Source organism: Sulfitobacter sp. 15WGC, from assembly GCF_005068605.1.
GTDB lineage: Bacteria > Pseudomonadota > Alphaproteobacteria > Rhodobacterales > Rhodobacteraceae > Sulfitobacter > Sulfitobacter faviae.
The window spans coordinates 196,692-220,880 of record NZ_SZNL01000001.1; the positions used below are offsets into that span (position 1 = coordinate 196,692).

Genomic DNA, 24,189 nt, shown 5'->3' on the forward strand with positions numbered 1-24,189 from the left:
GTGACACAGGCCGCGCCCCCGTCTGAACCCAATTTCATCTACTCCCGCGGCATGAAGTTTCCCGACGATCCGGCGATCCTGCGCGGGCGGATCCGCAAGCTGCTCCGACAGAACGCCTATGAAGCCAAGGAGAGTGAGGCCGCGCTGCGCGTGGTCCGCGAAGGCGACAGGGTGATCGAACTAGGCGGCGGGGTTGGCTATATGTCGACGCTGGTGGCCAGCAAACGCAATGTCGCCTCGGTCCATAGCTTTGAGGCGAACCCCAACCTCATCCCCTATATCCGGCGGGTCCACGCGGCCAATGGGCTGTCCAACGCCCATGTCACCAACGCGATCCTCGGCCCCAACCCCGGCAAGGCGGATTTCTATGTGCGCGACCGCATCCTGTCGTCTTCCCTGACCCGGTTCATAGACGAAGACCCACCTGAAGCCCATCAGATCGACGTGCTCGACGCGGCCCAAGTCTTTGCCGCCCTCACCCCAAGCGTATTGATCTGCGACATTGAAGGGGCCGAGGTCGATCTCATTCCCAATCTGCCCCTCGACACCCTCCGCGCCGCGATCATCGAATTGCACCCGCAATGGATCGGCCCCGATGGCGTCAACAAGGTCTTCGCCGCCTTCATGCGGGCGGGCATGGCCTACTATCACCGCAGCTCGCACAACAAAGTCGTGGCTTTCCGCCGTAGCTGGTAACGCGCCTTCGACAGCCGCGCCCCCGGAAAACCGTCACATTCTCTTCAATTTCTCACGGATTTTCCGCATTTTCGCCCTAATATCCGGCTACACCCAGCTGAAACGGCGGTTCTGCCCCGCCCCGACAAGCCCGAGGATGCCCGATGCCGCGCGAGACGCCCACGATCGAAAGCTCACTGGCCGATATGCCCAAACGCAAATGGCTGCGCGCGATTGAGGCCGTGGCCGAAGAAGATGGCTATTTTCAATCGCTGGGCGAAAGCCATTTTTCCGCCTTCATCGAGCGTGAAACGACCCTGCTCGTCACCTTCGAGACCTATCAAGGCATGCATGCGCTCTCTGACAAGGCGCAGCCTTTGGGCTGGGACATGGTGCGCAATCACGACTGGTCGCATCTGTGCCTTGCCAGCGACGGAGACACATGGTTCCGCGCCGAAGAGGTCTATGCCTATTTCGACCGGCTGATCGACGACGGCTTCTTCGACGAATTCGATCAAGTGCTCTTCTACGGCGCGGGCCCCTGCGCCTATGCCGCCGCCGCCTATTCCGTGGCCGCCCCCGGCGCGGCGGTGGTGGCAATCCAACCGCAAGCCACGTTAAACCCGCGCATCACCGAATGGGATGACCGTTTCGCCGATATGCGCATCCTCGATTTCACGTCGCGCTATGGCTATGCGCCCGATATGCTCGACGCCGCCGAACGGGTCTTCGTCCTCTATGACCCGCGCGAGAGGCTCGACGCGATGCATGCGGCGCTCTTCACCCGTGCCAATGTCACCAAATTGCGGATGCCCTTCATGGGTGATGCGCTGCAAACCGACCTGCTAGAGATCGACCAGCTCGACCCACTGTTGCAAGCCGCCGCCGAGGGCACGTTGGACGCAGCCCGCTTCGCCGCCCTCTACCGCGCGCGGCGCGATTACCTGCCCTATCTGCGCAACCTCAGCCAAGCGATCAACACCCAAGGGCGCGAACTGCTGCTCGAAGCGCTCTGCGCCAATGTCTCAGCCCGGATGAAAGCCCCTCGCTTTGCCCGCCGCCTAGAACGCATCCGCGCCAGACGCAAGGCCCGCGTGGCCGAGGCCGCGACCGCCACCGGATAGTTTTCAATCTGGCGCGCGGCCCCGCTCTGTGCTAGCCCCGCGCCCATGACACAAAGCCTCACGATCCGCCGCCCCGATGACTGGCACCTGCACCTACGCGACGGCGACATGCTGCGCGCCGTGGTCCCGCACAGTGCCCGCGACTTTGCCCGCGCCATCATCATGCCCAATCTCGTGCCCCCCGTGGTGACAGGCGCCCAGGCCGCCGCCTACCGCGACCGGATCATGGCCGCCCTGCCCGAGGGCGCGGATTTCACGCCCCTGATGACCCTCTACCTGACCGAGGAGACGGACCCCGACGATGTCGCCCGCGCCCATGCCGAGGGGTTGATCCACGCCGTCAAACTCTACCCCGCAGGCGCCACCACCAACTCCGCCAGCGGCGTGTCGAACTTCGACAATGTCGCCCCGGTGCTCGACCGCATGGCCGAGATCGGCCTGCCGCTGTGCACCCATGGCGAGGTCACGGACAGCGAGATCGACATCTTCGACCGCGAAGCTGTCTTCATCGACCGCGTGCTCGACCCGATCCGCCGCGCCCACCCCGCGCTGCGCGTGATCATGGAACATATCACCACCGCCGAGGCCTCCGACTATGTGCGCAGCAACGACAGCGGTCTTGCCGCCACGATCACCACGCACCACCTGGTGATCAACCGCAACCACATCCTCGCCGGTGGCATCCGCCCGCATTATTACTGCCTGCCAGTCGCCAAACGCGAGACCCACCGCCGCGCCCTGCGCCAAGCGGCCACTTCCGGCGATCCGCGCTTCTTCCTCGGCACCGACAGCGCGCCCCATACCGATGGCGCCAAGCTGCAGCCCTGCGGCTGCGCGGGCTGTTTCACCGCGCCCAACACGATGTCGATCCTCGCTCAGGTGTTCGAAGAAGACGGCGCGCTCGACAAGCTCGAAGCCTTCACCTCGCTCAATGGCCCCGCCTTCTACGGCCTGCCGCCAAACGAAACACAAATCACCCTGCGCCGCGAAGCGCCCCAGCACCCCGACAGCATCGACACGCCCGATGGCCCGGTCACGGTCTTCGACCCCGGTTTCGATCTGCACTGGACCACCTGATCTTCATCCTTTCTTAAATACCGCTCCGACCTCTCTCCACCCAAGGACGTCTGCCATGATCCCCACCAGCCACCCAAGCCCCCAAGAAATGGCCCGCCTCACCGCGCGCATGTTGCTGGAGATCGGCGCGGTGCATTTCAACGCGGAGGAGCCCTTCACGCTGGCCTCGGGTCTGCCATCGCCCACCTATATCGACTGCCGCAAGCTGATCTCTCACCCGCGCATCCGGTCCACGCTGATGGATTTCCTCGCCGTCACCGTCATGCGCGACGCAGGCTTTGAGGCCTTCGACAATATCGCCGGGGGCGAGACGGCGGGTATCCCCTTCGCCGCCATGGTCGCCGAACGGATGGCCCTGCCGATGACCTATGTGCGCAAAAAGCCCAAAGGCTACGGTCGCAACGCGCGGATCGAAGGTGAGATGACGCCGGGCCAGCGCGTGCTGCTGGTCGAGGACCTCACCACCGATGGCGGCTCGAAACTCAGCTTCGTCGACGCGATTCGCGAAACCGGGGCGACCTGTGCCCATACGGCGGTGATCTTTCACTACGGCATCTTCCCCCAGACCGAAAAGACCCTTGGCGACCATGGCGTTACGCTCCACGCGCTCTGCACATGGTGGGACGTGCTGGCCGAGGCCCGCGCCCAAGGGGCCTTTGACGCGGCCACGCTGACGGAGGTCGAAGCCTTCCTGAACGCCCCGCGCGACTGGCAGGAATCCCGCAAAAGTTAACCGAATTTCCGCAAAATGTTGACCGAAGGCCCCACCACAAGGCAAAATGTGGTGGGGCCTTTTGTTGGTAAAGATATCCACAAAAGATACAATTTGCGCCGGGCGAACCCACTGGCTATGAGGTCCATCTGGGTAGAAATGGGTGAGGTCATGAACGAGATTACATCGCTGAACGCGAACCAATTGGCCGTGCAGGCACCGGAGTCGATGCCGCATTCGATCGAGGCCGAACAGCAGCTTTTGGGCGCGATCCTGACCAACAATGACGTCTACGACCGCGTGGCTTCCGTCATCGGGCCCAAGCACTTCTACGAGCCGGTCCACGCCCGCATCTTCGACATCGCGGCTCAGCGGATCGCCAAAAACAACCTCGCCTCCCCAGTCACGCTCAAGGCCTTCATGGAAGACGACGAGGGGCTGAAGGAGCTGGGCGGCCCGGCCTATCTGGCCCGTCTCGCGGGTGCGGCAATCAGCGCCTTCGCCGTGCGTGACTACGCGCAGATGATCTATGACCTCGCCGTGCGCCGCGATCTGATCCAGCTGGGCCGTGACATCTCGGCCAAGGCCGCACAGGTCGATGTCTCCTCCGAGCCGCGCGAGCAGATCGTCGAGGCCGAGCAGGAGCTTTATAAGCTGGCCGAACAGGGTCAGGTGGAAAGCGGTTTCCAGTCCTTCCTCAAGGCCGTCACGGATGCGGTCAACGTGGCCAATGCCGCCTACCAGCGTGACGGTGGCCTCTCCGGCGTTTCCACCGGTTTGATCGACATGGACAAGAAACTGGGCGGATTGCACCGCTCGGACCTTCTGATCCTCGCGGGGCGTCCTTCGATGGGTAAGACCTCGCTGGCGACCAACATCGCCTTCAACGTGGCCAAGGCCTACAAGCGCGGGATGAAGCCCGACGGCACTGAGGGTGCCATCGACGGCGGCGTCGTGGGCTTCTACAGCCTTGAGATGAGCGCCGAACAGCTTGCCTCGCGGATTCTGTCGGAAGCTGCCGAGATCCCCAGCCACCAGATCCGCTCCGGCGACATGACCGAGGCCGAGTTCCGCCGTTTCGTTGATGCCGCCAAGGCGCTCGAGGCCTGCCCGCTCTTCATCGACGACACGCCCGCCCTGCCGATCAGCCAGCTTGCCGCCCGCGCGCGGCGCCTGAAGCGGACCCACGGGCTCGACGTGCTGATCATCGACTACCTACAGCTCGTGCGCGGCACCGGCAAATCCGAGAACCGGGTAAACGAGATTTCCGAGATCACCATGGGTCTCAAGGCCATCGCCAAGGAACTCGACATCCCGGTGATCGCCCTGTCGCAGCTCTCGCGTCAGGTTGAAAGCCGCGACGATAAACGCCCGCAGCTTTCGGACCTTCGGGAATCCGGCTCGATCGAACAGGACGCCGACGTGGTGATGTTCGTGTACCGCGAGGAATACTACAAGGAACGCGAGAAGCCCGGCGATCACGAGCTCGACAAGATGGCGGTCTGGCAGGAAGAGATGGAGCGTCTGCACGGCCGCGCCGAGGTGGTGATCGGCAAGCAGCGTCACGGGCCCATCGGCACGGTGGACCTCAGCTTCGAGGGCAAGTTCACCCGCTTCGGCAACCTCGTGCAGCCTTGGCAGCAGGGTGGCGGGGACGATCAGGAGTTTTGAGGGCTATCGTCTGCAGTTTTCCTAACCGGAACCATAGGAAAAAGGGCCATCGCCTGCCCGCGGGTCGGCGATCCCCGGTAGCCTCGCCCCACTTTATTTTTCAAACCTGATGTGCGTTTCGCGAGGGATCACCCAGCCTCGCCAAATCGCCTACCCGTCCGGGCGGGCAGGCGATGGCCCGGCGCCTACGGCTTGATTCCGGGCTGAGTGGCAACTTTGACCAAGGGCCATCGCTTGCCCGCGGGTCGGCGATCCCCGGTAGCATCGTGCCACTTTATGGTTCAACCATGATGTGCGTTCCGCAAGGCATCACCCAGCCTCACCAAATCGCCTACCCGGCCGGGCGGGCAGGCGATGGCCCGGCGCCTGCGGCTTGTTCCGGGCCAGGGTGGCAAGGAGGCCCGGCGTTTCCACCGGGCCACGCCCCTCACTCAGCCGCCGATTTCACCTCATACATCAGCCCCTTCGCGGTCCCCTCCGGGAATCCCTTCCAATAGCTGTGGTCTTCCTTCTCGGTCCCATCCTCCTCGGCCGACCAGACGCCGTCGTTCGAGTTCTCTACCAGATCGAGATACGCCGCCTTCGCCTCCTCACCCTTCAAATGACTGTCCATCCACGCGGTCACGAAATGCTGGGCGATATTGTTCATCCGCACCGTGTCCCAGACCGCGTCGGTGTAATGCTCCGAGATGTTGAAGCCCTTGTCTTCGCTGAAGTAATAGGCCTCCTCCGGCGCCGGCATCGGGGCGCCCGCGTTGTGACCTGCGTTCATGTAGGTCAAAAGCGCCCGGTCGACGTTCGAGGTGTTTTCCCAGATCGCGCGGATGCCGTTCTTATAAAGCGAGACATCATCCTGCGAGCCTGCGATAAAGAGCATCGGGATTTGCACGCCCGCCAATCCCTCGGCATCCCAGAAGCCACGGTTCATCCCCCAGGGGCCGAAGGCCACCGCGGTCTTGATGCGTGGGTCGGGCAGCGCGTCATGGGTCTCGGAGCCCGCCTGATGGATCCCGAGCGTTCCATGCGGACCGCCCCACGTATAGCCGACCGAGGTCTCCGTCACCCCGCCCCCGGCGGTGATGATCGCGCCATAGCCGCCCATGGAGTAGCCGATCAGACCGGTGTTCTCGGCGTCATAGAGCCCCGCGAAATCACCGCCCTCCGCGGCCTTCTGCGCCATCTGCTCCAGCACGAACAGCTGATCGAGCGAGCGGTTCACCAGCGTCGAGCCAAAGGCCGCCTGCGTGCGGTAGGTGCTGTCGGTATGGTCGATCGAGGCCACGACATAGCCCTTGGAGGCGAGGTTCTCTGCCAGATGCGACATGAGGTAACGGTTGCCCGGATAGCCATGGCTGATCAGCACCAGCGGAAAGGTCTCGCCCTCCGCCGGCTCGACGTCGCGCATGGCCTGTCCCTCGAGCGTGACCTCGGTGGTGCCGTCGCGGAGATAAGCCTTGAAGGAGGTGTCGCCCTCCGCCCCCTCGGCGGCGGGATAATACATCTCAACCGTGAGCGGCCGGTCGTAGCGCGGCATCTCCTTGGGCTTGTCGGCGGCGGGGTCGATGGCGAGGATGTCGATCTGGTCGGGGTTGACCATCTCCAAAGTGCGCACCCCCACGGCATGGTCGCCATAGGCCGCAAGTTCGGGCGCATTCGGCAATTGCCGGTCGATCCGGTTTTCCGCCTGCGCCACGCCAGCGGTAAGGCCCGCGGCAAGCAGGGCTGTGGTGGTCATATGTCGGTGCATGGTTCGTCCTCCCTTGAATTGGGCCAAGCCTACCCGCGCCACGGGGACAGGCAAGCGCCCTTCGGGTAACGTCACGGAAGTTTCACACCTACCCCCGCGCGGCGCGCGCCACTTCGGCCTCGCTCAACCCGTATTTCCCAGCGAACCGCGCGCGAGCGGCTAGCAGTCTTGGATCGTCGGGCCTCATACCCAAGGTGCGGATGAAGGCAATGCGCTGCTGCTGTTTCAAAGCCTCGGTGTCAATATCGGTGCCCATGGCCCGGTCAATGATCTCCCCGCCCGGGCTGACGTGGAACCATTTGTTGAAGTCGCGAAAGTGATGCTGGTTGTGCAGCCGCGTGACATGCCGCTCCACCGCCGTTTTCGGCACCGTCAAATGCGCCGTCATGTGAAACCACTCATAGCCCAGAAAGGTCAGCACCCCGCCCAGAGGCACGATCGCCGTGGCGATCCAGACGCTCGCCTCGAAGCCCAGAAGCGCCGCGATGCCCCAGACCAGAAGGAAATTCCCCACGAGCATCGGCAGCGCGACCCAGACCGGCACGAAGAACAGCCCGTGATTGGTCGGGAAGTCATGGTGCCCGTAATGCGCGCGGTACAGCAGATCGAAGGCCCATTGCTGCTTGGGCGGGGCAAGGTGAAAGACATGCCGGTGCAGGTTGTACTCATTAAGCATCTGCGCTGCGACCCCCAGCGGGACCAGCGCCCAAGACCACAGCGGCGCCCCCCAAAGCATCGCAACAAAGGCCACCACAGCGGCCAGCGCCATGAGCGACACGCCCGCATGGCCGAACATGATCTTGATCCGTGACATCCGCCTGACCTCCCCATCCTGCGCATCCGGTAGGCAAAACTGTAACAAATCCCACGCCTGCCTGTCGCGCATGACGTTAGGTGCCCTTGGCCGCTTGACCTCCCCCCGCATTCCGGCCCACATCCGCGCATGAGCAAAGCGACCCTGACCATCGACCTACAAGCCATCGCCGACAACTGGCGCGCCCTCGACCGTATGACAAAGGCCGAGACCGCCGCCGTGGTCAAAGCCGACAGCTATGGGCTGGGCGCCGCCCGTGTGGCCAAGACATTGGCCGAGGCCGGTGCGCGGCAGTTCTTCGTGGCCCTGACCGAAGAGGGCGTGGCCCTGCGCCAAGCCTTGGGCGAAGGCCCGGTGATCAATGTCTTTTCCGGGCATATGCCGGGCGATGCAGAGGCGATTGCCGGTGCCGCGCTGACGCCGATGATCAACTCGACAGAGCAGCTGCTGCGCCAGTTTGAGACCCTGCCCGGCCATGCTTTCGGCATCCAACTCGACAGCGGGATGAACCGGCTCGGGATGGAGCCTGCGGAATGGGCGGCCCTGCGCGACATCGCGCTGAGCCAGAACCCCAGGCTGATCATGTCGCATCTGGCCTGCTCGGACGCGGCGGATCATGAGATGAACGACGCGCAACTGCGCAGTTTCCGCGAGATGACCGAAGGGGTCGAGGTGCCGCGCTCGCTCTCCGCCACGGGGGGCATTCTGCTGGGGCCGGAGTATCATTTCGACGTCACCCGGCCCGGCATCGGTCTTTACGGCGGACGCCCATTCACAGAGGCGCGGCCCGTGGTCACCCTCGACGTGCCAGTGATCCAGACACGCAGCGTCACCCCCGGTGAGACTGTGGGCTATGGCAACACATGGACGGCGGAGAGCACCGTCAAGCTCGCCACCGTGGCCGCGGGCTACGCCGACGGGCTTCTGCGCGCGATGGGCAATGCGACCGGCACCGCCTGTTTCCAACATGAGGGTGTTACCCTGCCCATCCTCGGGCGCGTCTCGATGGACCTGATCACGGTAGATGTTTCTGCATTGGAGGAGGTGCCCGCGACCTTGCAGCTGCTGGGGCAAAGCCAAGGCGTTGACGATTTGGCGGATTGGGCGGGCACGATCGGCTATGAGGTGCTGACCTCATTGGGCGCAAGATACGCGCGAAACTACGCCGGTTAGGTCGGCGATTTTCCCCCGCATCGCAGCACGCCGCCGAGAGCGTCGCTGGGCGACTCACCCCCACTCCCCCACGGCACGCCTCGCCTCTGCCCTGCGCTGCCGATCACGAATTGCACTGCGCAGGCGCAAATAACTTCCGAAAAACCTGCGGTTGTGCCATTATCTCGGCAAAACTACGTTAAATCCTCAGCATAATTCCGCAGGGAATGGGAACAAAGAAGGATAAGGAGGCGTTGGTCGGCAGAAACTTGCTTAGTAGCTCTTCCAGGGGGGAGAAAGTATGTCCCAGCTTCGTTCCTTTGCCTACCTTATCCAATTCGCCTTTCAGCGGCTCGCCCTTGTGGTCTTTGCCCTCGCGGCGCTTGCCCTTACCGGGGCCAGCATCATGGCGGCCCTTGGCCTGTGGAATTGGATCAGCCTTGATCTGCAATACGGCGGTGAGCCTGTCGAAAACGCCGGGATGTACGCCCAACTGGCGCTGACCGTCCTTGCCGTGGGCCTGTGCTTTTTCCTACCCACCAACCGCCGCGTCATGCAGCTTGAGACCTCGCACCGTCAGTTCAATGTCGGCATGCAGGACGTGGCCCGCGCCTATGCCGCCGTGCATGCCGCCGACCGGGCCGAAACCTTTCAGATGAGCTCGGAATTCGATTCGGTGCGCGAACGTCTGGCGTACCTCCGCGATCATCCCGACCTCGCCACGCTGGAGCCTGCCGTGCTGGAAATGGCCGCTCAGATGAGCCATGTGGCCCGCGATCTGGCCGAAGTCTATTCGGATGAGAAACTGGCCCGCGCCCGCAGCTTCCTCAAGCAGCGTCAGGAAGAGGTCGAGCTTTTCAACAGCCGCCTCGATCAGGCCAAAGCGATCTCGACCGAGATGAAACATTGGCTGCACGAAGTCGAACTCGAAGAAAGCGTCGCCGTGGCCCAGCTTGAGCGTCTGCGCGAGGAAATGCGTGAGATCATGCCTGAGCTTGGCCTTGAACGTGTGGTCCAAACCGAAACACCCGAGCGCAAGCCCGAAACCACATCGCTCGACAATATCGTGATCGACCTGCCGCCCAAAGCCGCTGAGTAATGCCAGCGGCGGCATCCGGCCCATTGGGTTCCCCCCCGGGATCATCACCCAAGGGCCGGATGCTTTTCCTTTGACGCCATCGGGCACCTGCGCGAAAAGGGCCCATGGCCAAATCCTCCTCCAGTTTTTCCTGCGCCGAATGCGGCGCGAAACATTCCAAATGGTCCGGGCGCTGTGACGCCTGCGGCGCTTGGAACTCCATCGTCGAAGACAAAGGCATTTCCGCAGGCCCGCCCAGCAAATCCTTGGGCGCACGGCGCGGCTCTGCCATTGAACTCACCGATCTTGCCACACAAGAAACCCCGCCCCCGCGTGCACAGTCGGGCATTGCGGAGTTGGACCGCGTGTTGGGCGGCGGGCTGGTGCCTGCTTCGGCGATCCTTGTGGGCGGCGATCCCGGCATCGGTAAATCGACCCTTCTGCTGCAAGCCGCCGCGCATTTCGCCAATTCTGGCCTCAAGACGATCTATGTCAGCGGGGAGGAAGCCAGCGCGCAGGTCCGCATGCGCGCGCAACGACTGGGGCTGTCCGAAGCGCCGGTGAAACTGGCCGCGGAAACCAACCTGCGCGACATCCTAACCACGCTTGAGGCCGAGCGCCCGCAGCTTGCCATCATCGACTCGATCCAGACCATGTGGGCCGACAACGTCGAAAGCGCGCCCGGCTCGGTCAGTCAGGTCCGCGCGGCGGCGCATGAGCTGACCAGCTTCGCCAAACGCCGCGGGGTCGCGGTGATCCTCGTGGGCCATGTCACCAAGGAGGGCCAGATCGCTGGCCCCCGCGTGGTGGAGCATATGGTCGACACCGTGCTCTATTTCGAAGGCGAGCGTGGCCACCAGTTCCGCATCCTGCGCGCGGTGAAAAACCGCTTTGGCCCGGCGGATGAGATCGGCGTTTTCGAAATGACGGGCGGCGGTCTGTCAGAGGTGATCAACCCCTCGGCGCTCTTCTTGTCGGAACGCGGGCAACCCTCCCCCGGTTCGGTCGTCTTTGCAGGCATCGAAGGCACCCGGCCTGTCTTGGTTGAGCTTCAGGCGCTGGTGGCCCCCTCGCCCCATTCCCAAGCGCGCCGCACGGTGGTGGGTTGGGATTCGGGGCGTCTGGCGATGATCCTTGCGGTGTTGGAAGCGCGTTGCGGAATTCCTTTCGCAGGGCTGGATGTCTACCTCAATGTGGCGGGCGGGATGAAGATCTCCGAACCCGCCGCCGATCTCGCGGTGGCCGCCGCGATCCTCTCGGCGCGGGAAGACGCGGCCCTGCCCGCCGAAACCGTTGTTTTCGGTGAGATTAGCCTCTCCGGTGCGCTGCGCCCGGCCAGCCAGACGGAAAACAGGTTGAAAGAGGCGCAGAAACTTGGTTTTACGAGCGCTATTGCACCGCGCGGCGGCAAGGCTGTGGGTGTGACCGGAATTGCGCTGAATACGATGAGCGATCTGACCGGATTTGTTGGCGAAATTTTCGGGGCGGGCTGATCCCCCCTTAGACGAGGGCGAGAACGCGCATGGACGGTTTTACCATTATTGACGGGGTGGTCGCGGTTGTCATCGTGCTATCGGCATTGCTGGCCTATGGCCGTGGGCTGGTGCGCGAGTTGATGGCGATTGTCGGCTGGATTGCAGCGGCCGTGCTGGCCTTTCTCTTTGCGCCGCAGGTCGAACCGCTGGTGCGTGAACTGCCCTATGTGGGCGAATTCTTGGCCGATAGCTGCGAATTGTCGGTGATCGGTGCCTTCGCGCTGGTCTTTGCCGCGGCGCTGATCGTGGTCTCGCTCTTCACGCCGCTCTTCTCTTCGCTTGTGCACCGCTCAATGCTGGGTGGCGTGGACCAAGGGCTTGGCTTCATCTTCGGCGTTGTGCGCGGCGTGCTGCTCGTCGCGATTGCCTTCTTCGTCTACGACACCGTCATCACTGGTGAGCGGACCACCATGGTCGAAAACAGCCGCTCCGCCGCCGTATTCTCGCGCTTCACCGGCCAGATCGAAGAAAAAGACCCGCAAGAGGCGCTCGGCTGGATCACCAACCGCTATGAGGCGCTGGTCGGCAAATGTAGCGCCTAAGGCCTTCATAATCTCTTAACACAATCCTTTTAGACAGGCGGCCAGAGCATCATGGCCGCCTGTTTTGCGTTTGGGCTTGGCAGGTTACGGGGGCCGCCTCCTCGGCGGGCAATGCGGCGCTTTATCCTGCCTCATGCCCCCCGCAGGCGACATGCGGGGTGACAGCCGCTTGCGAAGCCCCTACATAGGCAGCGACCTCACCCGGATTCGGAGTTGCCCCGTTGTCCAAGCACATGCCGCCCGCCCATCCCTTTGACACTTCCTATCTGCGTGACAGCGGAGATGAGGATAAACTGAAGGAGGAATGCGGCGTCTTTGGCGTGGTTGGCGTTGCCGATGCCGCCACTTTCGTGGCCCTTGGCCTGCACGCCCTCCAGCACCGTGGGCAAGAGGCTGGCGGCATCGTCAGCTACGATCCCGCCGCCGGTTTCCAATCGGCCCGCCGCTTTGGCTATGTCCGCGACAACTTCACCTCGCAGGATGTCATGCAAACCCTGCCCGGCGAGCTGTCCATCGGTCACGTCCGCTATTCGACCTCTGGCAACAAGGGCCCCACCGCGATCCGCGACGTGCAGCCCTTCTTTGGTGAGTTCGCCATGGGCGGGGCCGCGATCGCCCATAACGGCAATATCACCAATGCCAACGCGCTCCGCCGTGAGTTGATCGAGCGGGGCTCCATCTTCCAATCCTCATCCGACAGTGAGTGTATCATTCACCTGATGGCCCGGTCTTTGCAGCAGAACATCCCCGAGCGGATGGAAGATGCGCTGCGCCGGGTCGAGGGGGCCTTTTCGGTCGTTGCCATGACCCGCACCAAATTGATCGGCGTGCGCGATCCGCTGGGCGTCCGCCCGCTCGTGCTGGGCCGTGTTGGCGATGGCTGGGCGCTGAGCTCGGAGACCTGCGCGCTCGACATCATCGGCGCGGAATTCGTCCGCGAGATCGAACCCGGCGAGATGGTGGTGATCACCGAAAAAGGGGTTGAGAGCCACTTCCCCTTCCGTCGTGTCGCCTCGCGGTTCTGTATTTTTGAGCATGTCTACTTCAGCCGCCCCGACAGCATCCTCGGCGGTCGCTCGGTCTATGAAACGCGTGAGAATATTGGCCGCGAACTGGCCAAAGAAAGCCCTGTGGAGGCCGATCTCGTCTGTCCCGTGCCCGACAGCGGCACCCCGGCGGCGATTGGCTATAGCCTGGAATCCGGCATCCCCTACGCGATGGGCATCATTCGCAACCAATATATGGGCCGGACCTTCATCGAGCCGACCGAGCAGATCCGCAACATGGGTGTCCGTCTCAAGCTCAACGTCAACCGCGCGCTGATCAAAGGCAAGCGGGTGATCTTGGTCGACGACTCGGTGGTGCGCGGCACAACCTCGCGCAAGATCAAAGAGATGATCCTCGACGCGGGCGCGAAAGAGGTGCACTTCCGCATCGCTTCCCCCCCCCACGGCTTGGCCCTGTTTCTACGGCGTCGACACCCCGCAGCGCGAAAAGCTGCTGGCGGCGACCATGTCCGAGGATGAGATGCGCGACCATTTGCAAGTCGACAGTCTCAAGTTCATCTCGCTCGACGGTCTCTACCGCGCGGTGGGCGAAGCCGAAGGCCGCAACACCGACTGCCCGCAGTATTGTGACGCCTGTTTCTCTGGCGACTACCCGGTGACCCCTGCCGATCAGGTTAAGGAAGGTTTCCAGATGAAGCCCGCCGCCGAGTAACCCGCCAGAGGGATCAAACCAAAGCAAAGGCCGCGCCCGGTTCCCCGGACGCGGCCTTTGCTTTTCCGCGTTGCGCGGAGCCGCTTAATTCTGCGCCGCAGGCTCCGCCGCGTCATTGGCGCTCTCGGTCGCGTCATCCACCGCATCGCTGATCGCCTCCCCGGCGGCATCCACGCTGCCTGCGATTGCATCGGCGGCGTCTTCGGCGGCATTGGTCATATCTTCGGCCACTTCGGGCGCATTGATCGCCTCGGAAGCGTCGATGGCCACTTCCTGCGGCCCCTTGCCGGTGAAAAGCATATAGCCCGCCAGCGCAATCAGCGCCGCCACGACCAACCAGACCAGATTCTTCATTCCATTCCCCTTAATCTACGCCCCGCGAGGTTAAAGATTTCCCCCGGGGCCGCATAGCCGTGAATTGCGCCACAATCGCCCTAGATCAAGGGGAAATCGCCCCAAACCCCACGCATAGCGTGATTTTGCGACTTGAAGATGGCCCCACGCGGGTTTACCTTGCATTCTCGAATTAGGTAACAATCAAAGGACCATCACCATCGCTCGCAGACCTCATAACGCGCCGCCCCAACGTGACACCGGCCCGCGCGTCAACGACAAGATCCGTGCCCCCGAAATCCGCCTGATCGGTGCCGATGGCGAAAACGTCGGCGTTGTCACGCCGCAGCGTGCCATGGAAATGGCCGATGACGCCGGCCTCGACCTTGTTGAAATTTCGCCCAATGCCAAGCCGCCCGTGTGTAAGATCATGGATTTCGGCAAGTTCAAATATGAACAGCAAAAGCGCGAGAGCGAAGCCCGCAAGAAACAGAAGATCATCGAGATCAAAGAGGTCAAGTTCCGTCCCAACACGGACAAGAACGACTACGATGTGAAGATGCGCAATGTCTTCAAGTTTCTTGAAGGTGGCGACAAGGTGAAGGTTACCCTCCGGTTCCGTGGCCGTGAGATGGCGCACCAGAACCTCGGTCGTGAGCTTTTGGAACGCGTCGCTGCCGACACCAAAGAGATCGGCCGGGTGGAGAACTTCCCCAAGATGGAAGGCCGCCAGATGGTCATGGTGATCGGGCCGCTGCCCAACAAGTGATCAGCTCAATCGGGTCCGCATGACGGGCCCGACTGCCACATTCACCATCCAATAACGCAAAACGCCCCCGGATCGCTCCGGCGTTTTCTGTTTGGGGGCTTGGTCTGCTTAGCGCAGCAGACCTGTAATGTTGCGCACCACGGCGCGCCGGTTCGCGGGTTCCGCCGATGTGGTCGGCACGCGCAGCTGGCTCTCGCCATAGCCCTGCGTGATCAGGTTGGCGGGGGGCACGTCAAAGTACTCGGTCAGTGCCAGGGCCACGGTCTCGGCACGGCGGTCCGACAGGGCGAGGTTATAGCTCGCATCGCCCACCGCATCCGTGTGACCTTCGACGAGGATCACGGTGCGCGGGTCCTTCTGGATCAGGTCACGCAGTGTGGTGCCGATATTGGCAAGCGCGCGGGCCTGTTCTGGCTGGATCGCGGCGGAGCCGGTGGGGAAGCGCACGGCATCTAGTTCGAGTTCCGGCGCGAGGGAGCGTACCTCACGGATTTCGCGCACCTGACGCAGGGAGAATGTCCGCCCCTGATCGTTGCGCATCTCAGCTTGCAGAGCCTGACGGAGCGCGGCTTCGTCTTGGGTGCTGGCGCGCTGTGCTTGCTGGGTCTGCTGAACCTGCGGCAGATCGTTCACGACGACTTCGCGCTCTTCCACGAGGTCATCGACCAGCACATATTCACGGCCCTGCGCATCGAAGTTCGTCCGGCGCAGCACGGTGCCATCGCGCGAGCGGATGGTCTCGACCCGGCTTCCGTCGCTTTTGGTCACGATGGTCCGGGTGGAGCCGTCGTCGAAGGTCTGGGTCTGCACTTCGTCACCGGGGCGGCGAAGCAGTGCGTTATCGTCCTTCAGCACGCGCAACTCGCCCGCGTCGTCCTGCACGACCACACGATCACCGGAGCGGCTGACGATTTTCTCACCGTTGTTCAGAACCGAGCCGACAGCGACGGCCCCAAGGCCGAGCAGCAGCGCTTTTTCGAAGTCCGACATCCCGCTGTCGTCGTCATCAGCGGCGGCGGCATTGGCGTCACCTGCGGCAGTCACTTCGGTTTCGAAGTCCTCGTCCGAGCTGCGCACGTCTTCTTCGGTCACTTCCTCGGTCACGACTTCGGCGTCCGCATCGCTTTCGGCGGCAGCGGCGGCGGCGGCGGCAGCTTCACGCTCGGCGCGGCGTTGCTCACGGCGCTCTTCGCGGCGTTCGGCACGGCGGGCTTCGCGGCGCTCTTCACGGGCTTGGATCTGCTCTTCGGTCAGACCGGCGTTGTCTTCCTCGCCGACCGCTTCGCCGCTGGTTTCCGCTTCCATTTCGGCCTCGGCTTCTTCCGAGGTCTCGACGGCAGTCTCATTGGTTTCCGCGTCAGCCGCGGCTTCGGCGTTTTCGTCGGTTTCTTCGCTTTCGGTCGCCTCAGCATCAACTTCAGCGGTCGCTTCGGCTTCAGCTTCCACGTCCAGTGCGGTCTCGGCCTCGGCGTCTTCTTCAATCTCGGCCTCTTCCTCAACCTCGGCTTCGCTTTCCTCCTCAGCTTCCACTTCGGCCTCGGTCTCAACCTCTTCCTCGACTTCGACCTCGCTCTCAGCCTCGGCGGTCATTTCGGCTTCGGCCTCCGCTTCCGCTTCGCTTGCGGTTTCCTCTGCCGCCTCGGCTGCGGCTTCAGCCTGCGCCTCTGCTGCATCAGCGGCCTCTTCGGCCTGTTCGGTCACGTCATTCACAGCAGCCGCGGCCGCGTCACCCGTCGCTTCAACCGCGCCGGTCGCCTGATCCAGCAGCGAACCCGCCTCGGCTTCGGTTTCCGCCTCGGCCTCGACCTCTGCTTCACCTTCGGCTTCGACTTCCGCCTCGGCCTCACCGCTTAGCCCGGCCATAACACGAAGCTCTTCGGCGCTCTCTACCGTCTGATCGTCGAATGCGCAGGGGAATTCGGTCGCTTCGCCCACGGGGCCGCATTCATTCAGATTCTGCTCCTGCGCAAAGGCGCCATGGGGGAAAGCCAAGGCAAGGCTCAGACCCAGCGAAGTCGTAGATCTCAGTAGGTTTTTCATGTTCACGTCCTCATCATTACGGGAACGCCGTTCGGGCAGCGCTTGTCACCCAACGCATGATGGGGGCACTGGTTCCGCTATCCAATATCAAGAGCTTACCCCATGAAAATACCGCGCCCCCTATGGGGACGCGGCAAGAGTTTACGCTGCTGTTATCGGCTATCAGGCGATGGCGGCCACGGCGCGGCGGGTCATCACGCCGCACAGATGGGCGCGGTAGGCGCCGCTGCCGTGCAGATCGCTGATCATGTCACCCGCGTCGAGTGTCAGCCCCTCCAAGGCTTCCGGCGCGAACCGTTCCGTCAGGGCAGCTTCGGCTTCGGTCCAACGGAAGACACCGTCGTTCGACGCGCCCGTGATCGCCACGCGCACCCCATCGCCGAGGCGCGCGACATAGGCTGCGACCAGCGGGAAGCGCGAGGCGGGCTGGATGAATTTCTCGTAATGCGCGGCCTTAGGAATGGGGAAACGGACGCCGGTGACGATCTCCCCTTCCTCCAACGCGGTGGTGAACATGCCTTGAAAATAGTCATCCGCGGCAATCTCGCGGCGGTCGGTCTCGATCGTCGCACCGCTGGCCAGAGCGCCCGCCGGGTAGCAGGCAGAGGGGTCGTTATTGGCGAGCGATCCGCCGATGGTGCCCCGGTTGCGCACCGCCGGGTCGCCGATCCGTGCGGCGAGGCTGGCGAGCGCCGGGTAGCTTTCCGCCGCCTCGCGCATGACCGTGGCGTGGGTCGTGCCGCCACCGATCCACAGCGCGCCATCGCGCATCTCAACCCCTTTGAGCGCATCAATCCCCGCCAGCGACACCAGAACCGAGGGCATCGCCAGCCGCGCCTTCAGTGTGGGGATCAACGTTTGCCCGCCGCTGAGCGGTTGCGCATCCTCCTGCCCCAAGACCTTGACCGCATCCGCCACGCTGCCGGGGCGCTCTACTTCGAAATCATACATCTTTCATCCTTCCCAGAGGCCGCCCGAGCGTTGCCTCTCTTCTCAAACCAATCGTCAGCAGACGCCTAGCCATTCATCGCCTCCCAGACCCGCGCGGGGCTGACCGGCATGTCGATATGGCCGATGTCCTTCCCGCCCGAGCGCATGGCATCGAGCACTGCGTTGACCACCGCAGGCGGCGAGCCGATGGCCCCCGCCTCCCCGCAGCCTTTCACGCCCAAGGGGTTGTGGGTGCAGGGCGTCTGGCAGGAGTGATCCACGTCATAAAACGGCAAATCGCTGGCGCGCGGCATGGCGTAATCCATGTAGGACGCGCTGAGGAGTTGGCCGTCTTCATCGTAAGCGCAGTTCTCCAAAAGCGCCTGACCGATGCCTTGGGCCAAACCGCCGTGGACTTGGCCGGTCACGATCATCGGGTTCACCACATTGCCGAAATCATCGGCAGCAGTGAAACGTTCGACGGTGACATGGCCGGTTTCGGGGTCCAACTCGACCTCGCAGGCATAGGCCCCCGCCGGATAGGTGAAGTTCGACGGGTCGTAAAAGGCGGTTTCCTCAAGCCCCGGTTCGATCTCTTCCAACGGGTAGTTATGCGGCACATAGGCGGCAAGCGTCACATCGCCCCAAGCCACGGATTTATCCGTGCCCGCAACACTAAAGGCCCCATCCTTCAACTCGATATCCCCTTCCGAGGCTTCGAGCAGGTGACTTGCGATCTTCTTGGCCTTGGCGATGATCTTTTCGGTCGCCCGCACCATGGCGCTGCCGCCCACCGCGAGCGAGCGCGAGCCATAGGTGCCCATGCCCATCGGCACCTTAGAGGTGTCGCCATGGACAATCTCGACCATATTCTCGTCGATGCCGATCATATCGGCCACCACCTGCGCGAATGAGGTCTCATGCCCCTGCCCGTGGCTGTGGCTGCCGGTCATCACGACCAGCCCGCCGGTGGCGTTGACCCGCACCGTCGCGCTTTCATAAAGCCCCGCCCGCGCGCCGAGTTGGCCGACAAGGTTCGACGGCGCAATGCCGCAGGCCTCGATATAGCAGTTCACGCCAAAGCCGCGCAGCTTGCCCTTCGCTTCACTCTCGCGGCGCCGCGCCGCAAAGCCTGCGTGGTCGGCGATCTCTTCCAGCTTGTCCATCGTGGCGTGGTAGTCGCCCGTGTCATATTCCACCGCCACCGGGGTGGCATAGGGAAACTCCGTCACGAAGTTTTGGCGGCGCAGTTTGATCGGGTTGACCTGCAACTCATGCGCGGCCTTGTCGATCAAACGCTCCAACTGATAGGTCGCTTCGGGCCGACCGGCCCCGCGATAGGCATCTACTGGCACGGTGTTGGTAAAGACCGCCTTAACGTTCACGTAGATTAGCGGCGTTTTGTAGTTCCCCGCCATCAACGTGCCGTGCAGCCAGGTCGGCACCGAGGGCGCGAAGGTCGAAAGATAGGCCCCCATATTGGCATAGGTATCGGTGCGCAGGGCGGTGAAGTTATTGTCGGCATCCAGCGCCAGTTCGATCTTGGTCACATGGTCGCGGCCATGGGCGTCGGACATGAAGGATTCCGAGCGGCTCGAGGTCCATTTCACCGGACGCCCCACCGCCTTGGCCGCGAAGGTGCAAAAGGCCTCTTCCTGATAGTGGAAGATCTTGGTGCCAAAGCCACCGCCGACATCGGGAGCCACCACGCGCAGCTTGTGCTCGGGAATGCCCAGCACGAAGGCGCCCATCAGCAGGCGGATCACATGCGGGTTCTGGCTGGTGGTATAGAGCGTGTGTTCCCCGTCCGACCGGTTGTAGTCGCCGATGGCCACGCGGGGCTCCATCGGGTTGGCGACGAGGCGGTTGTTCACTAGTTCCAACGTGGTGACATGGGCGGCCTCGTCAAAGGCTTTGTTCACCGCCTCCTTGTTCTCTTCCACGAAACCCCAGTCGTAGCAGAGGTTGCTGGTCAGGTCGTCATGCACCTTGGGCGCATCCTCTTTCACCGCGTCTTTCATGTTCACCACGGCGGGCAACGCGTCAATATCGACGACAATCGCCTCGGCAGCGTCCCGGGCCTGCGCCAAAGTCTCGGCCACTACGGCGGCGATAGGCTCGCCCACATGGCGGACCTTTTCATGGGCCAGCACGGGGTGTTTCGGCTCTTGCATCGGTTGGCCGTGTTTGTCGGTCACCTGCCAGCCGCAGGGCATCCCGCCCACTTCGGCGAAATCCGCGCCGGTGAAAATCTTTAGCACGCCGGGCATGCCTTCGGCGGCAGAGGTATCGACCCCGGTCAGCCGCCCATGCGCCACATCCGAGCGCAGGAAAAACACATGGGTCTGGCGGCGCAGGTTGATGTCATCGGTATAGCGCCCCGACCCGGTGAGAAAGCGAATATCCTCCCGCCGTTTGCTGCTGGCCCCAATTCCGCTGCTCGGTTCAAAATCCTTTGGCATAATATCCTCCCGTTTGGTGGCGGTGCGGATGCACCTGATCCGTCACGCGGCGCCCGGCTCTGGCGGTCCTCCCTCCGCCATCACCGGCCTGCCCGGCGCGACACTGCTTCCAACGTTACTCTGCCGCCAGCGCGCTGACCTCTTGGCCGCTGGCCGCCATGATCGCTTTGACGATATTGTGGTAGCCGGTGCAGCGGCAGATGTTGCCGTCAAGGTAATGGCGCACCTCGGCCTCCGAAGGTTTCGGGTTTTCCTTGAGCAGCGCCGCCGCCGACATCACCATGCCCGGTGTGCAAAAGCCGCATTGCAACCCGTGGTGATCCTGAAACGCCTGTTGGATGGTGCTGAGCGTACCATCGGGCGCCGCCTGCCCTTCTATGGTCTCGACCTCGGCGCCATCGGCCTCGACCGCGAACATGGTGCAGGCTTTGACCGCATTGCCGTTCACATGGACCACGCAGGCGCCGCATTGGCTGGTGTCGCAGCCCACATGGGTGCCCGTCAATTCCAGATCATCGCGCAGGAAATGCACCAGCAGCGTGCGGCCTTCGACCTCTCCCGACGCGGGTTTGCCGTTCACGGTCATCTTGACCTGTGTCATGTTCTTCCTCCCAGTCTGACGCTTGTTGCGATCAGTTAAGCACGACAAGCCCTAGTTGAGAACATATATTTTCCTAAGGTTTTGCCTCAGCCGTTGCCCGCGCTTTTGCCGGGGTTGCGCGGCTGCGGGCGCGTGGGGATCTCTTTCAGCAAGCCGCCCACCCCCATCGCCGCGATATCCGCGCTGGTGACGGGAATGCCGCAGACCAGCCGCGACAGCACCCAATCGGCTCCGTTGAGCGCGGGCGAACGGGCACAGCCCGGCAGGCCGATCACGGCGCGGGTGCCAAGTTGGCCGAGAAAAAGCAGATTGCCCGGATCGACCGGCATGCCAAAGCGCGTCACCTCGCCCCCCGCCGCGCGCAGGGCGGAGGGGGCCACGTCATTGATGTCCGACGTGGCGGAGGCGGTGAGGATCAGGACCAGATCGGTCTCTGCCGCGGCAATCGCCTCGGCCAGCGGGGCGCTGCGATGGGGAACGGTTACAACATCGCAAAGGGTCACATTAAGCGCCGTCAGCCGCCCCTCCACCGCGGCGCGGCCCTTGTCACCGGCGCCGCCGGGCACATCAGTAATGATCAGCGTGGCATCGCGCAGCACAGGCGGCGCGAGGCGCAAGGCGCCCTCTCCCGCCGCCGCGCAGGCGGCCTCGACTGTGCTTTCAGCCAGGGCGTAGGAGATGATCTTGATCGTCGCCACCATGCCGCTCTCGCCCATCTGCTGATAGGGTGGCACGGTGGCCAGCGTGATCATCGGGTCCACCGCATTGACCGCCTCAAGCGCCGCGCGGTCCATCACCACCACCCCCGGCCCATCGGCCAGCAGGTTCACCCGCCCGGTGAAGGGTTTTGACATCCGCAGCCCTGCACCGCAGAGGCTTTCGGCCAATCGCGCGGCGCCTGCGTTCTCGTCAATATCACCGGGGTCGAGCCGGGCGACGATCACCTCTTCGATGCCTGCGCCTTTCAGTGCTGCGATATCCTCTTGGGTCAGCACGCGGCCCTTGCGCAGCCGCCCCTGCTCAACGGCGACGGAATGGGCCAGCGTCGCGCCCAAAGCCGCGCTTAGAGGAACCGGGCCAAACCTCATGGGCGGCGCAGGCTTTGGATCATCTGGGCAAGAATCGACACGGCGATCTCAGCCGGGCTGGCCGCGCCGATATCGAGGCCGACCGGCCCGTGGATACGCGCCGCTTGCTCTGCCGCCATACCTGCTTCCGCCAGCCGGTCAAGCCTGCTGGCCTGCGTCCGGGTCGAGCCGAGCGCGCCGATATAGAAAGCCTCGGACCCGAGCGCCACATGCAGCGCCGGATCGTCGAGTTTCGGGTCATGGGTCAGCAAAACCACGGCGGTACGCGCATCAACCCCGATCTCGCGCAGGGCGGCGTCGGGCCAATCGTTCACCACTTGGCAATCGGGGAAACGGGCGGGTGAGCCGAAAGCCTCCCGCGGGTCGACGACGATCGGATCGAACCCCGTCTCTGTCGCCATGCGCACCAGATGCTGCGCGATATGCACGGCACCCACGATCACCAGCCGCAGCGGCGGATTGTGGATGGCAATGAACCGCCCCGTGTCATCCTCGACGCCTGAGCGGTCGCGGCGAAAGCGGTCCTCATGCCCCGCCCCTGTCAGCCGACGGTCGCTGCCGTCCAACGCCACCTCATAGGCCACCGGCTTACGGGCCGCGCGCCTTGCCACCAGTTCCCGCAGCATCTCAAGGCTGAGCGCCTCCGGCCCCACCGGCTCTACCAGCACCTTGATCGTGCCGCCGCAGGCCAGCCCTACGGCAAAGGCATCACCATCGCTGACGCCATATTCCAACAGCCGCGTGCGGCCATCCTCCAACGCCTCCAAAGCCTCAACCACCACCGCCCCTTCGACGCAACCGCCCGAGACGGACCCCATCATCGTCCCATCCCCCGCCACGACCAGCTGCGCGCCAGCGCGCCGGGGGGCGGAGCCCCATGTTTCCACCACCGTGGCAAGGGCCACAGGCTCTCCGGCTTCGGCCCAGTCGAGCGCTTGTTCGGGGATCCGGTCCATCGGTTGTCCTTTCAACGTGAGGGCGCAAAGTGTGTCGCAATAGGGGCAAAGGTCAATGGCCGATCCGGCCTTCGGCTTCGCCTTGCACGCCGTGGCCTGCGGCACTACATCTAGCCCAAGCACTCACAACAGCCGGAGCCACCCCATGCCCATGCAAGCCAGCGAAATCGAAGACCTGATCCGCGCGTCCTTTCCGGATGCCAAGATCACCGTCGAAGGCAATGATGGCGTGCATATGGCGGCCATGGTCGTGGACGAAAGCTTTCGCGGCATGAACCGGGTCCAACAGCAGCGCGCCGTCTATGCGGCCCTCAAGGGCAAGATGGACGGGTCAAACGGCGAATTGCACGCGCTGGCGCTGACCACCCGGACCCCGGACTAACCATGTGGGGCTGGGTCGCTGTGGCTCTCGTGGGCGGGATCGCCGCCACCGCCTATGCCCAGCACCGCGCCCGGCGCGGGCAGCATGTGCCGCTGTCGCAGCGCCAGCCGCCCCGGCCTGAGACCGGCAAGGTGCCGCTGGGGATGGAGGCGCTGGATTTGGATGCCGTGGCCCGCACCGCACGGCGCAACGAAAGCCTAGAGCGCGGGCATACGAATTGGACCAAGAAACGGGGCGGCTTTTTCCTCGGCGGGGCCGAGGTCGAGGTCAAACCCTGGGCCGACAACGAAACCTATGCGCGGCGCTATCACGCTGCGTTCAAAAAACCAGATACGAAGGACGAATGACATGAGCGATGCCGCAAGCCAGATCAAGGAACAGATCACCGAGAATGACGTGGTTCTGTTTATGAAGGGCACCAAGGAAATGCCGCAGTGCGGCTTCTCCAGCCGCGTGGCCGGGGTGCTGAACTACATGGGCGTGAACTACAGCGACGTGAACGTGCTGGCGGATGAGAACCTGCGTCAGGGGATCAAGGATTTCTCCGACTGGCCGACCATCCCGCAGCTCTACGTCAAAGGCGAATTCGTCGGCGGCTGCGACATCATCACCGAGATGACGCTGTCGGGCGAATTGGACACACTGTTCGACGAGAACGGCGTCGCCTTCGACAAGGACGCCGCCGACAAGATCCGCGAAGCCAACGGCTGAAGCGGTGACAGTTTAAACGAAAACACCCCGGAGCGGCTTGGCCCTCCGGGGTGTTTTTTGTGCGCTACGCG

General features: G+C 63.5%; 22 protein-coding genes and 1 pseudogene. 14 read left to right on the forward strand and 9 right to left on the reverse strand.

Translation table 11 applies throughout. The annotated features are described in order from the left end of the window. From FCK22_RS01005 to FCK22_RS01025, 5 genes are all read left to right on the forward strand, one after another. The gene (locus FCK22_RS01005; RefSeq protein WP_331711067.1) at window positions 1–696 is read left to right on the forward strand and encodes an FkbM family methyltransferase; all 696 of its coding nucleotides are present in this window, start codon (window positions 1–3) and stop codon (window positions 694–696) included. Window positions 697–839: 143 nt separating this feature from the next. Beyond that, window positions 840–1,799 carry a phosphoadenosine phosphosulfate reductase gene (locus FCK22_RS01010; RefSeq protein WP_067268257.1) on the forward strand — a complete coding sequence of 320 codons (960 nt, stop codon included), beginning with the start codon at window positions 840–842 and terminating at the stop codon, window positions 1,797–1,799. A gap of 45 nt (window positions 1,800–1,844) precedes the next feature. Continuing rightward, the gene (gene pyrC, locus FCK22_RS01015) at window positions 1,845–2,876 is read left to right on the forward strand and encodes a dihydroorotase (RefSeq protein WP_067268255.1); all 1,032 of its coding nucleotides are present in this window, start codon (window positions 1,845–1,847) and stop codon (window positions 2,874–2,876) included. A gap of 55 nt (window positions 2,877–2,931) precedes the next feature. Then, window positions 2,932–3,609 (forward strand): orotate phosphoribosyltransferase, encoded by a 678-nt coding sequence (locus FCK22_RS01020; protein WP_067268253.1) that lies wholly within the window; start codon window positions 2,932–2,934, stop codon window positions 3,607–3,609. 150 nt (window positions 3,610–3,759) lie between these two features. Further along, window positions 3,760–5,259 (forward strand): replicative DNA helicase, encoded by a 1,500-nt coding sequence (locus tag FCK22_RS01025; protein ID WP_067268251.1) that lies wholly within the window; start codon window positions 3,760–3,762, stop codon window positions 5,257–5,259. Between the two features lie 427 nt (window positions 5,260–5,686). On the opposite strand, the gene FCK22_RS01030 is transcribed toward FCK22_RS01025, so the two are convergent. Both FCK22_RS01030 and FCK22_RS01035 read right to left on the reverse strand, forming a co-directional pair. Continuing rightward, window positions 5,687–6,994 (reverse strand): dienelactone hydrolase, encoded by a 1,308-nt coding sequence (locus FCK22_RS01030; protein ID WP_067268250.1) that lies wholly within the window; start codon window positions 6,992–6,994, stop codon window positions 5,687–5,689. Window positions 6,995–7,094: 100 nt separating this feature from the next. Continuing rightward, window positions 7,095–7,820 (reverse strand): sterol desaturase family protein, encoded by a 726-nt coding sequence (locus tag FCK22_RS01035; RefSeq protein ID WP_067268248.1) that lies wholly within the window; start codon window positions 7,818–7,820, stop codon window positions 7,095–7,097. Between the two features lie 129 nt (window positions 7,821–7,949). Between FCK22_RS01035 and alr the strand changes: the two genes are divergently transcribed. The 5 genes and pseudogenes from alr (at window position 7,950) to purF (ending at window position 13,846) form a co-directional block, all read left to right on the forward strand. Further along, a complete protein-coding gene (gene alr / locus FCK22_RS01040; RefSeq protein WP_067268246.1) occupies window positions 7,950–8,993 on the forward strand; it encodes an alanine racemase in 1,044 nt (347 codons plus the stop codon). Between the two features lie 280 nt (window positions 8,994–9,273). Continuing rightward, window positions 9,274–10,071: a DNA repair protein gene (locus FCK22_RS01045; protein WP_067268244.1), complete on the forward strand. Its 798-nt coding sequence runs from the start codon at window positions 9,274–9,276 to the stop codon at window positions 10,069–10,071. 104 nt (window positions 10,072–10,175) lie between these two features. Continuing rightward, a complete protein-coding gene (radA, locus tag FCK22_RS01050; protein ID WP_067268243.1) occupies window positions 10,176–11,543 on the forward strand; it encodes a DNA repair protein RadA in 1,368 nt (455 codons plus the stop codon). Window positions 11,544–11,572: 29 nt separating this feature from the next. Beyond that, window positions 11,573–12,127, forward strand: coding sequence for a CvpA family protein (locus FCK22_RS01055; protein ID WP_067268241.1), 555 nt, complete (start codon window positions 11,573–11,575; stop codon window positions 12,125–12,127). 233 nt (window positions 12,128–12,360) lie between these two features. Then, window positions 12,361–13,846 (forward strand): annotated as a pseudogene (gene purF, locus FCK22_RS01060) (amidophosphoribosyltransferase). 84 nt (window positions 13,847–13,930) lie between these two features. Here the strand turns inward: purF and FCK22_RS01065 are convergent. Continuing rightward, a complete protein-coding gene (locus FCK22_RS01065) occupies window positions 13,931–14,200 on the reverse strand; it encodes a hypothetical protein (protein WP_067268237.1) in 270 nt (89 codons plus the stop codon). A 199-nt stretch (window positions 14,201–14,399) separates the two neighbouring features. Between FCK22_RS01065 and infC the strand changes: the two genes are divergently transcribed. Then, a complete protein-coding gene (gene infC, locus FCK22_RS01070; RefSeq protein ID WP_067268235.1) occupies window positions 14,400–14,948 on the forward strand; it encodes a translation initiation factor IF-3 in 549 nt (182 codons plus the stop codon). A gap of 108 nt (window positions 14,949–15,056) precedes the next feature. Here the strand turns inward: infC and FCK22_RS01075 are convergent, their stop codons facing one another. The 6 genes from FCK22_RS01075 to FCK22_RS01100 form a co-directional block, all read right to left on the reverse strand. Beyond that, window positions 15,057–16,988 (reverse strand): OmpA family protein, encoded by a 1,932-nt coding sequence (locus tag FCK22_RS01075; RefSeq protein ID WP_067268233.1) that lies wholly within the window; start codon window positions 16,986–16,988, stop codon window positions 15,057–15,059. Between the two features lie 162 nt (window positions 16,989–17,150). Then, on the reverse strand, window positions 17,151–17,939 hold the full coding sequence (locus FCK22_RS01080) for a xanthine dehydrogenase family protein subunit M (protein WP_067268232.1): 789 nt from the start codon (window positions 17,937–17,939) through the stop codon (window positions 17,151–17,153). Between the two features lie 65 nt (window positions 17,940–18,004). Further along, window positions 18,005–20,380, reverse strand: coding sequence for a xanthine dehydrogenase family protein molybdopterin-binding subunit (locus tag FCK22_RS01085; RefSeq protein ID WP_067268230.1), 2,376 nt, complete (start codon window positions 20,378–20,380; stop codon window positions 18,005–18,007). A 115-nt stretch (window positions 20,381–20,495) separates the two neighbouring features. Beyond that, entirely contained in the window at window positions 20,496–20,981 is a 486-nt protein-coding gene (locus FCK22_RS01090) for a (2Fe-2S)-binding protein (RefSeq protein WP_067268228.1), read from the reverse strand. A gap of 86 nt (window positions 20,982–21,067) precedes the next feature. Next, window positions 21,068–22,069 (reverse strand): molybdopterin-binding protein, encoded by a 1,002-nt coding sequence (locus FCK22_RS01095; RefSeq protein ID WP_067268226.1) that lies wholly within the window; start codon window positions 22,067–22,069, stop codon window positions 21,068–21,070. Beyond that, a complete protein-coding gene (locus tag FCK22_RS01100) occupies window positions 22,066–23,025 on the reverse strand; it encodes an XdhC family protein (protein ID WP_067268224.1) in 960 nt (319 codons plus the stop codon). Before FCK22_RS01100 ends, FCK22_RS01095 begins: the two co-directional genes overlap by 4 nt. A gap of 145 nt (window positions 23,026–23,170) precedes the next feature. Here FCK22_RS01100 and FCK22_RS01105 point away from each other — a divergent pair, with 145 nt between their 5' ends. From FCK22_RS01105 to grxD, 3 genes are read left to right on the forward strand one after another with little or no spacing between them, the layout of a single operon-like run. Then, window positions 23,171–23,407 carry a BolA/IbaG family iron-sulfur metabolism protein gene (locus FCK22_RS01105; protein WP_067268222.1) on the forward strand — a complete coding sequence of 79 codons (237 nt, stop codon included), beginning with the start codon at window positions 23,171–23,173 and terminating at the stop codon, window positions 23,405–23,407. A 2-nt stretch (window positions 23,408–23,409) separates the two neighbouring features. Further along, window positions 23,410–23,754, forward strand: a complete 345-nt coding sequence (locus FCK22_RS01110) for a hypothetical protein (RefSeq protein ID WP_082852170.1) — start codon at window positions 23,410–23,412, stop codon at window positions 23,752–23,754. A gap of 1 nt (window position 23,755) precedes the next feature. Next, window positions 23,756–24,118 (forward strand): Grx4 family monothiol glutaredoxin, encoded by a 363-nt coding sequence (grxD, locus tag FCK22_RS01115; RefSeq protein ID WP_067268220.1) that lies wholly within the window; start codon window positions 23,756–23,758, stop codon window positions 24,116–24,118. Window positions 24,119–24,189: the final 71 nt, after the last annotated feature.

Coding starts and splice junctions, on each gene's coding strand:
- FCK22_RS01010 (WP_067268257.1), top strand. CDS start 840: ATGCCGCGCGAGACGCCCACGATCGAAAGCTCACTGGCCGATATGCCC.
- pyrC (WP_067268255.1), top strand. CDS start 1,845: ATGACACAAAGCCTCACGATCCGCCGCCCCGATGACTGGCACCTGCAC.
- FCK22_RS01020 (WP_067268253.1), top strand. CDS start 2,932: ATGATCCCCACCAGCCACCCAAGCCCCCAAGAAATGGCCCGCCTCACC.
- FCK22_RS01025 (WP_067268251.1), top strand. CDS start 3,760: ATGAACGAGATTACATCGCTGAACGCGAACCAATTGGCCGTGCAGGCA.
- FCK22_RS01030 (WP_067268250.1), bottom strand. CDS start 6,994: ATGACCACCACAGCCCTGCTTGCCGCGGGCCTTACCGCTGGCGTGGCG.
- FCK22_RS01035 (WP_067268248.1), bottom strand. CDS start 7,820: ATGTCACGGATCAAGATCATGTTCGGCCATGCGGGCGTGTCGCTCATG.
- alr (WP_067268246.1), top strand. CDS start 7,950: ATGAGCAAAGCGACCCTGACCATCGACCTACAAGCCATCGCCGACAAC.
- FCK22_RS01045 (WP_067268244.1), top strand. CDS start 9,274: ATGTCCCAGCTTCGTTCCTTTGCCTACCTTATCCAATTCGCCTTTCAG.
- radA (WP_067268243.1), top strand. CDS start 10,176: ATGGCCAAATCCTCCTCCAGTTTTTCCTGCGCCGAATGCGGCGCGAAA.
- FCK22_RS01055 (WP_067268241.1), top strand. CDS start 11,573: ATGGACGGTTTTACCATTATTGACGGGGTGGTCGCGGTTGTCATCGTG.
- FCK22_RS01065 (WP_067268237.1), bottom strand. CDS start 14,200: ATGAAGAATCTGGTCTGGTTGGTCGTGGCGGCGCTGATTGCGCTGGCG.
- FCK22_RS01075 (WP_067268233.1), bottom strand. CDS start 16,988: ATGAAAAACCTACTGAGATCTACGACTTCGCTGGGTCTGAGCCTTGCC.
- FCK22_RS01080 (WP_067268232.1), bottom strand. CDS start 17,939: ATGTATGATTTCGAAGTAGAGCGCCCCGGCAGCGTGGCGGATGCGGTC.
- FCK22_RS01085 (WP_067268230.1), bottom strand. CDS start 20,380: ATGCCAAAGGATTTTGAACCGAGCAGCGGAATTGGGGCCAGCAGCAAA.
- FCK22_RS01090 (WP_067268228.1), bottom strand. CDS start 20,981: ATGACACAGGTCAAGATGACCGTGAACGGCAAACCCGCGTCGGGAGAG.
- FCK22_RS01095 (WP_067268226.1), bottom strand. CDS start 22,069: ATGAGGTTTGGCCCGGTTCCTCTAAGCGCGGCTTTGGGCGCGACGCTG.
- FCK22_RS01100 (WP_067268224.1), bottom strand. CDS start 23,025: ATGGACCGGATCCCCGAACAAGCGCTCGACTGGGCCGAAGCCGGAGAG.
- FCK22_RS01105 (WP_067268222.1), top strand. CDS start 23,171: ATGCCCATGCAAGCCAGCGAAATCGAAGACCTGATCCGCGCGTCCTTT.
- FCK22_RS01110 (WP_082852170.1), top strand. CDS start 23,410: ATGTGGGGCTGGGTCGCTGTGGCTCTCGTGGGCGGGATCGCCGCCACC.
- grxD (WP_067268220.1), top strand. CDS start 23,756: ATGAGCGATGCCGCAAGCCAGATCAAGGAACAGATCACCGAGAATGAC.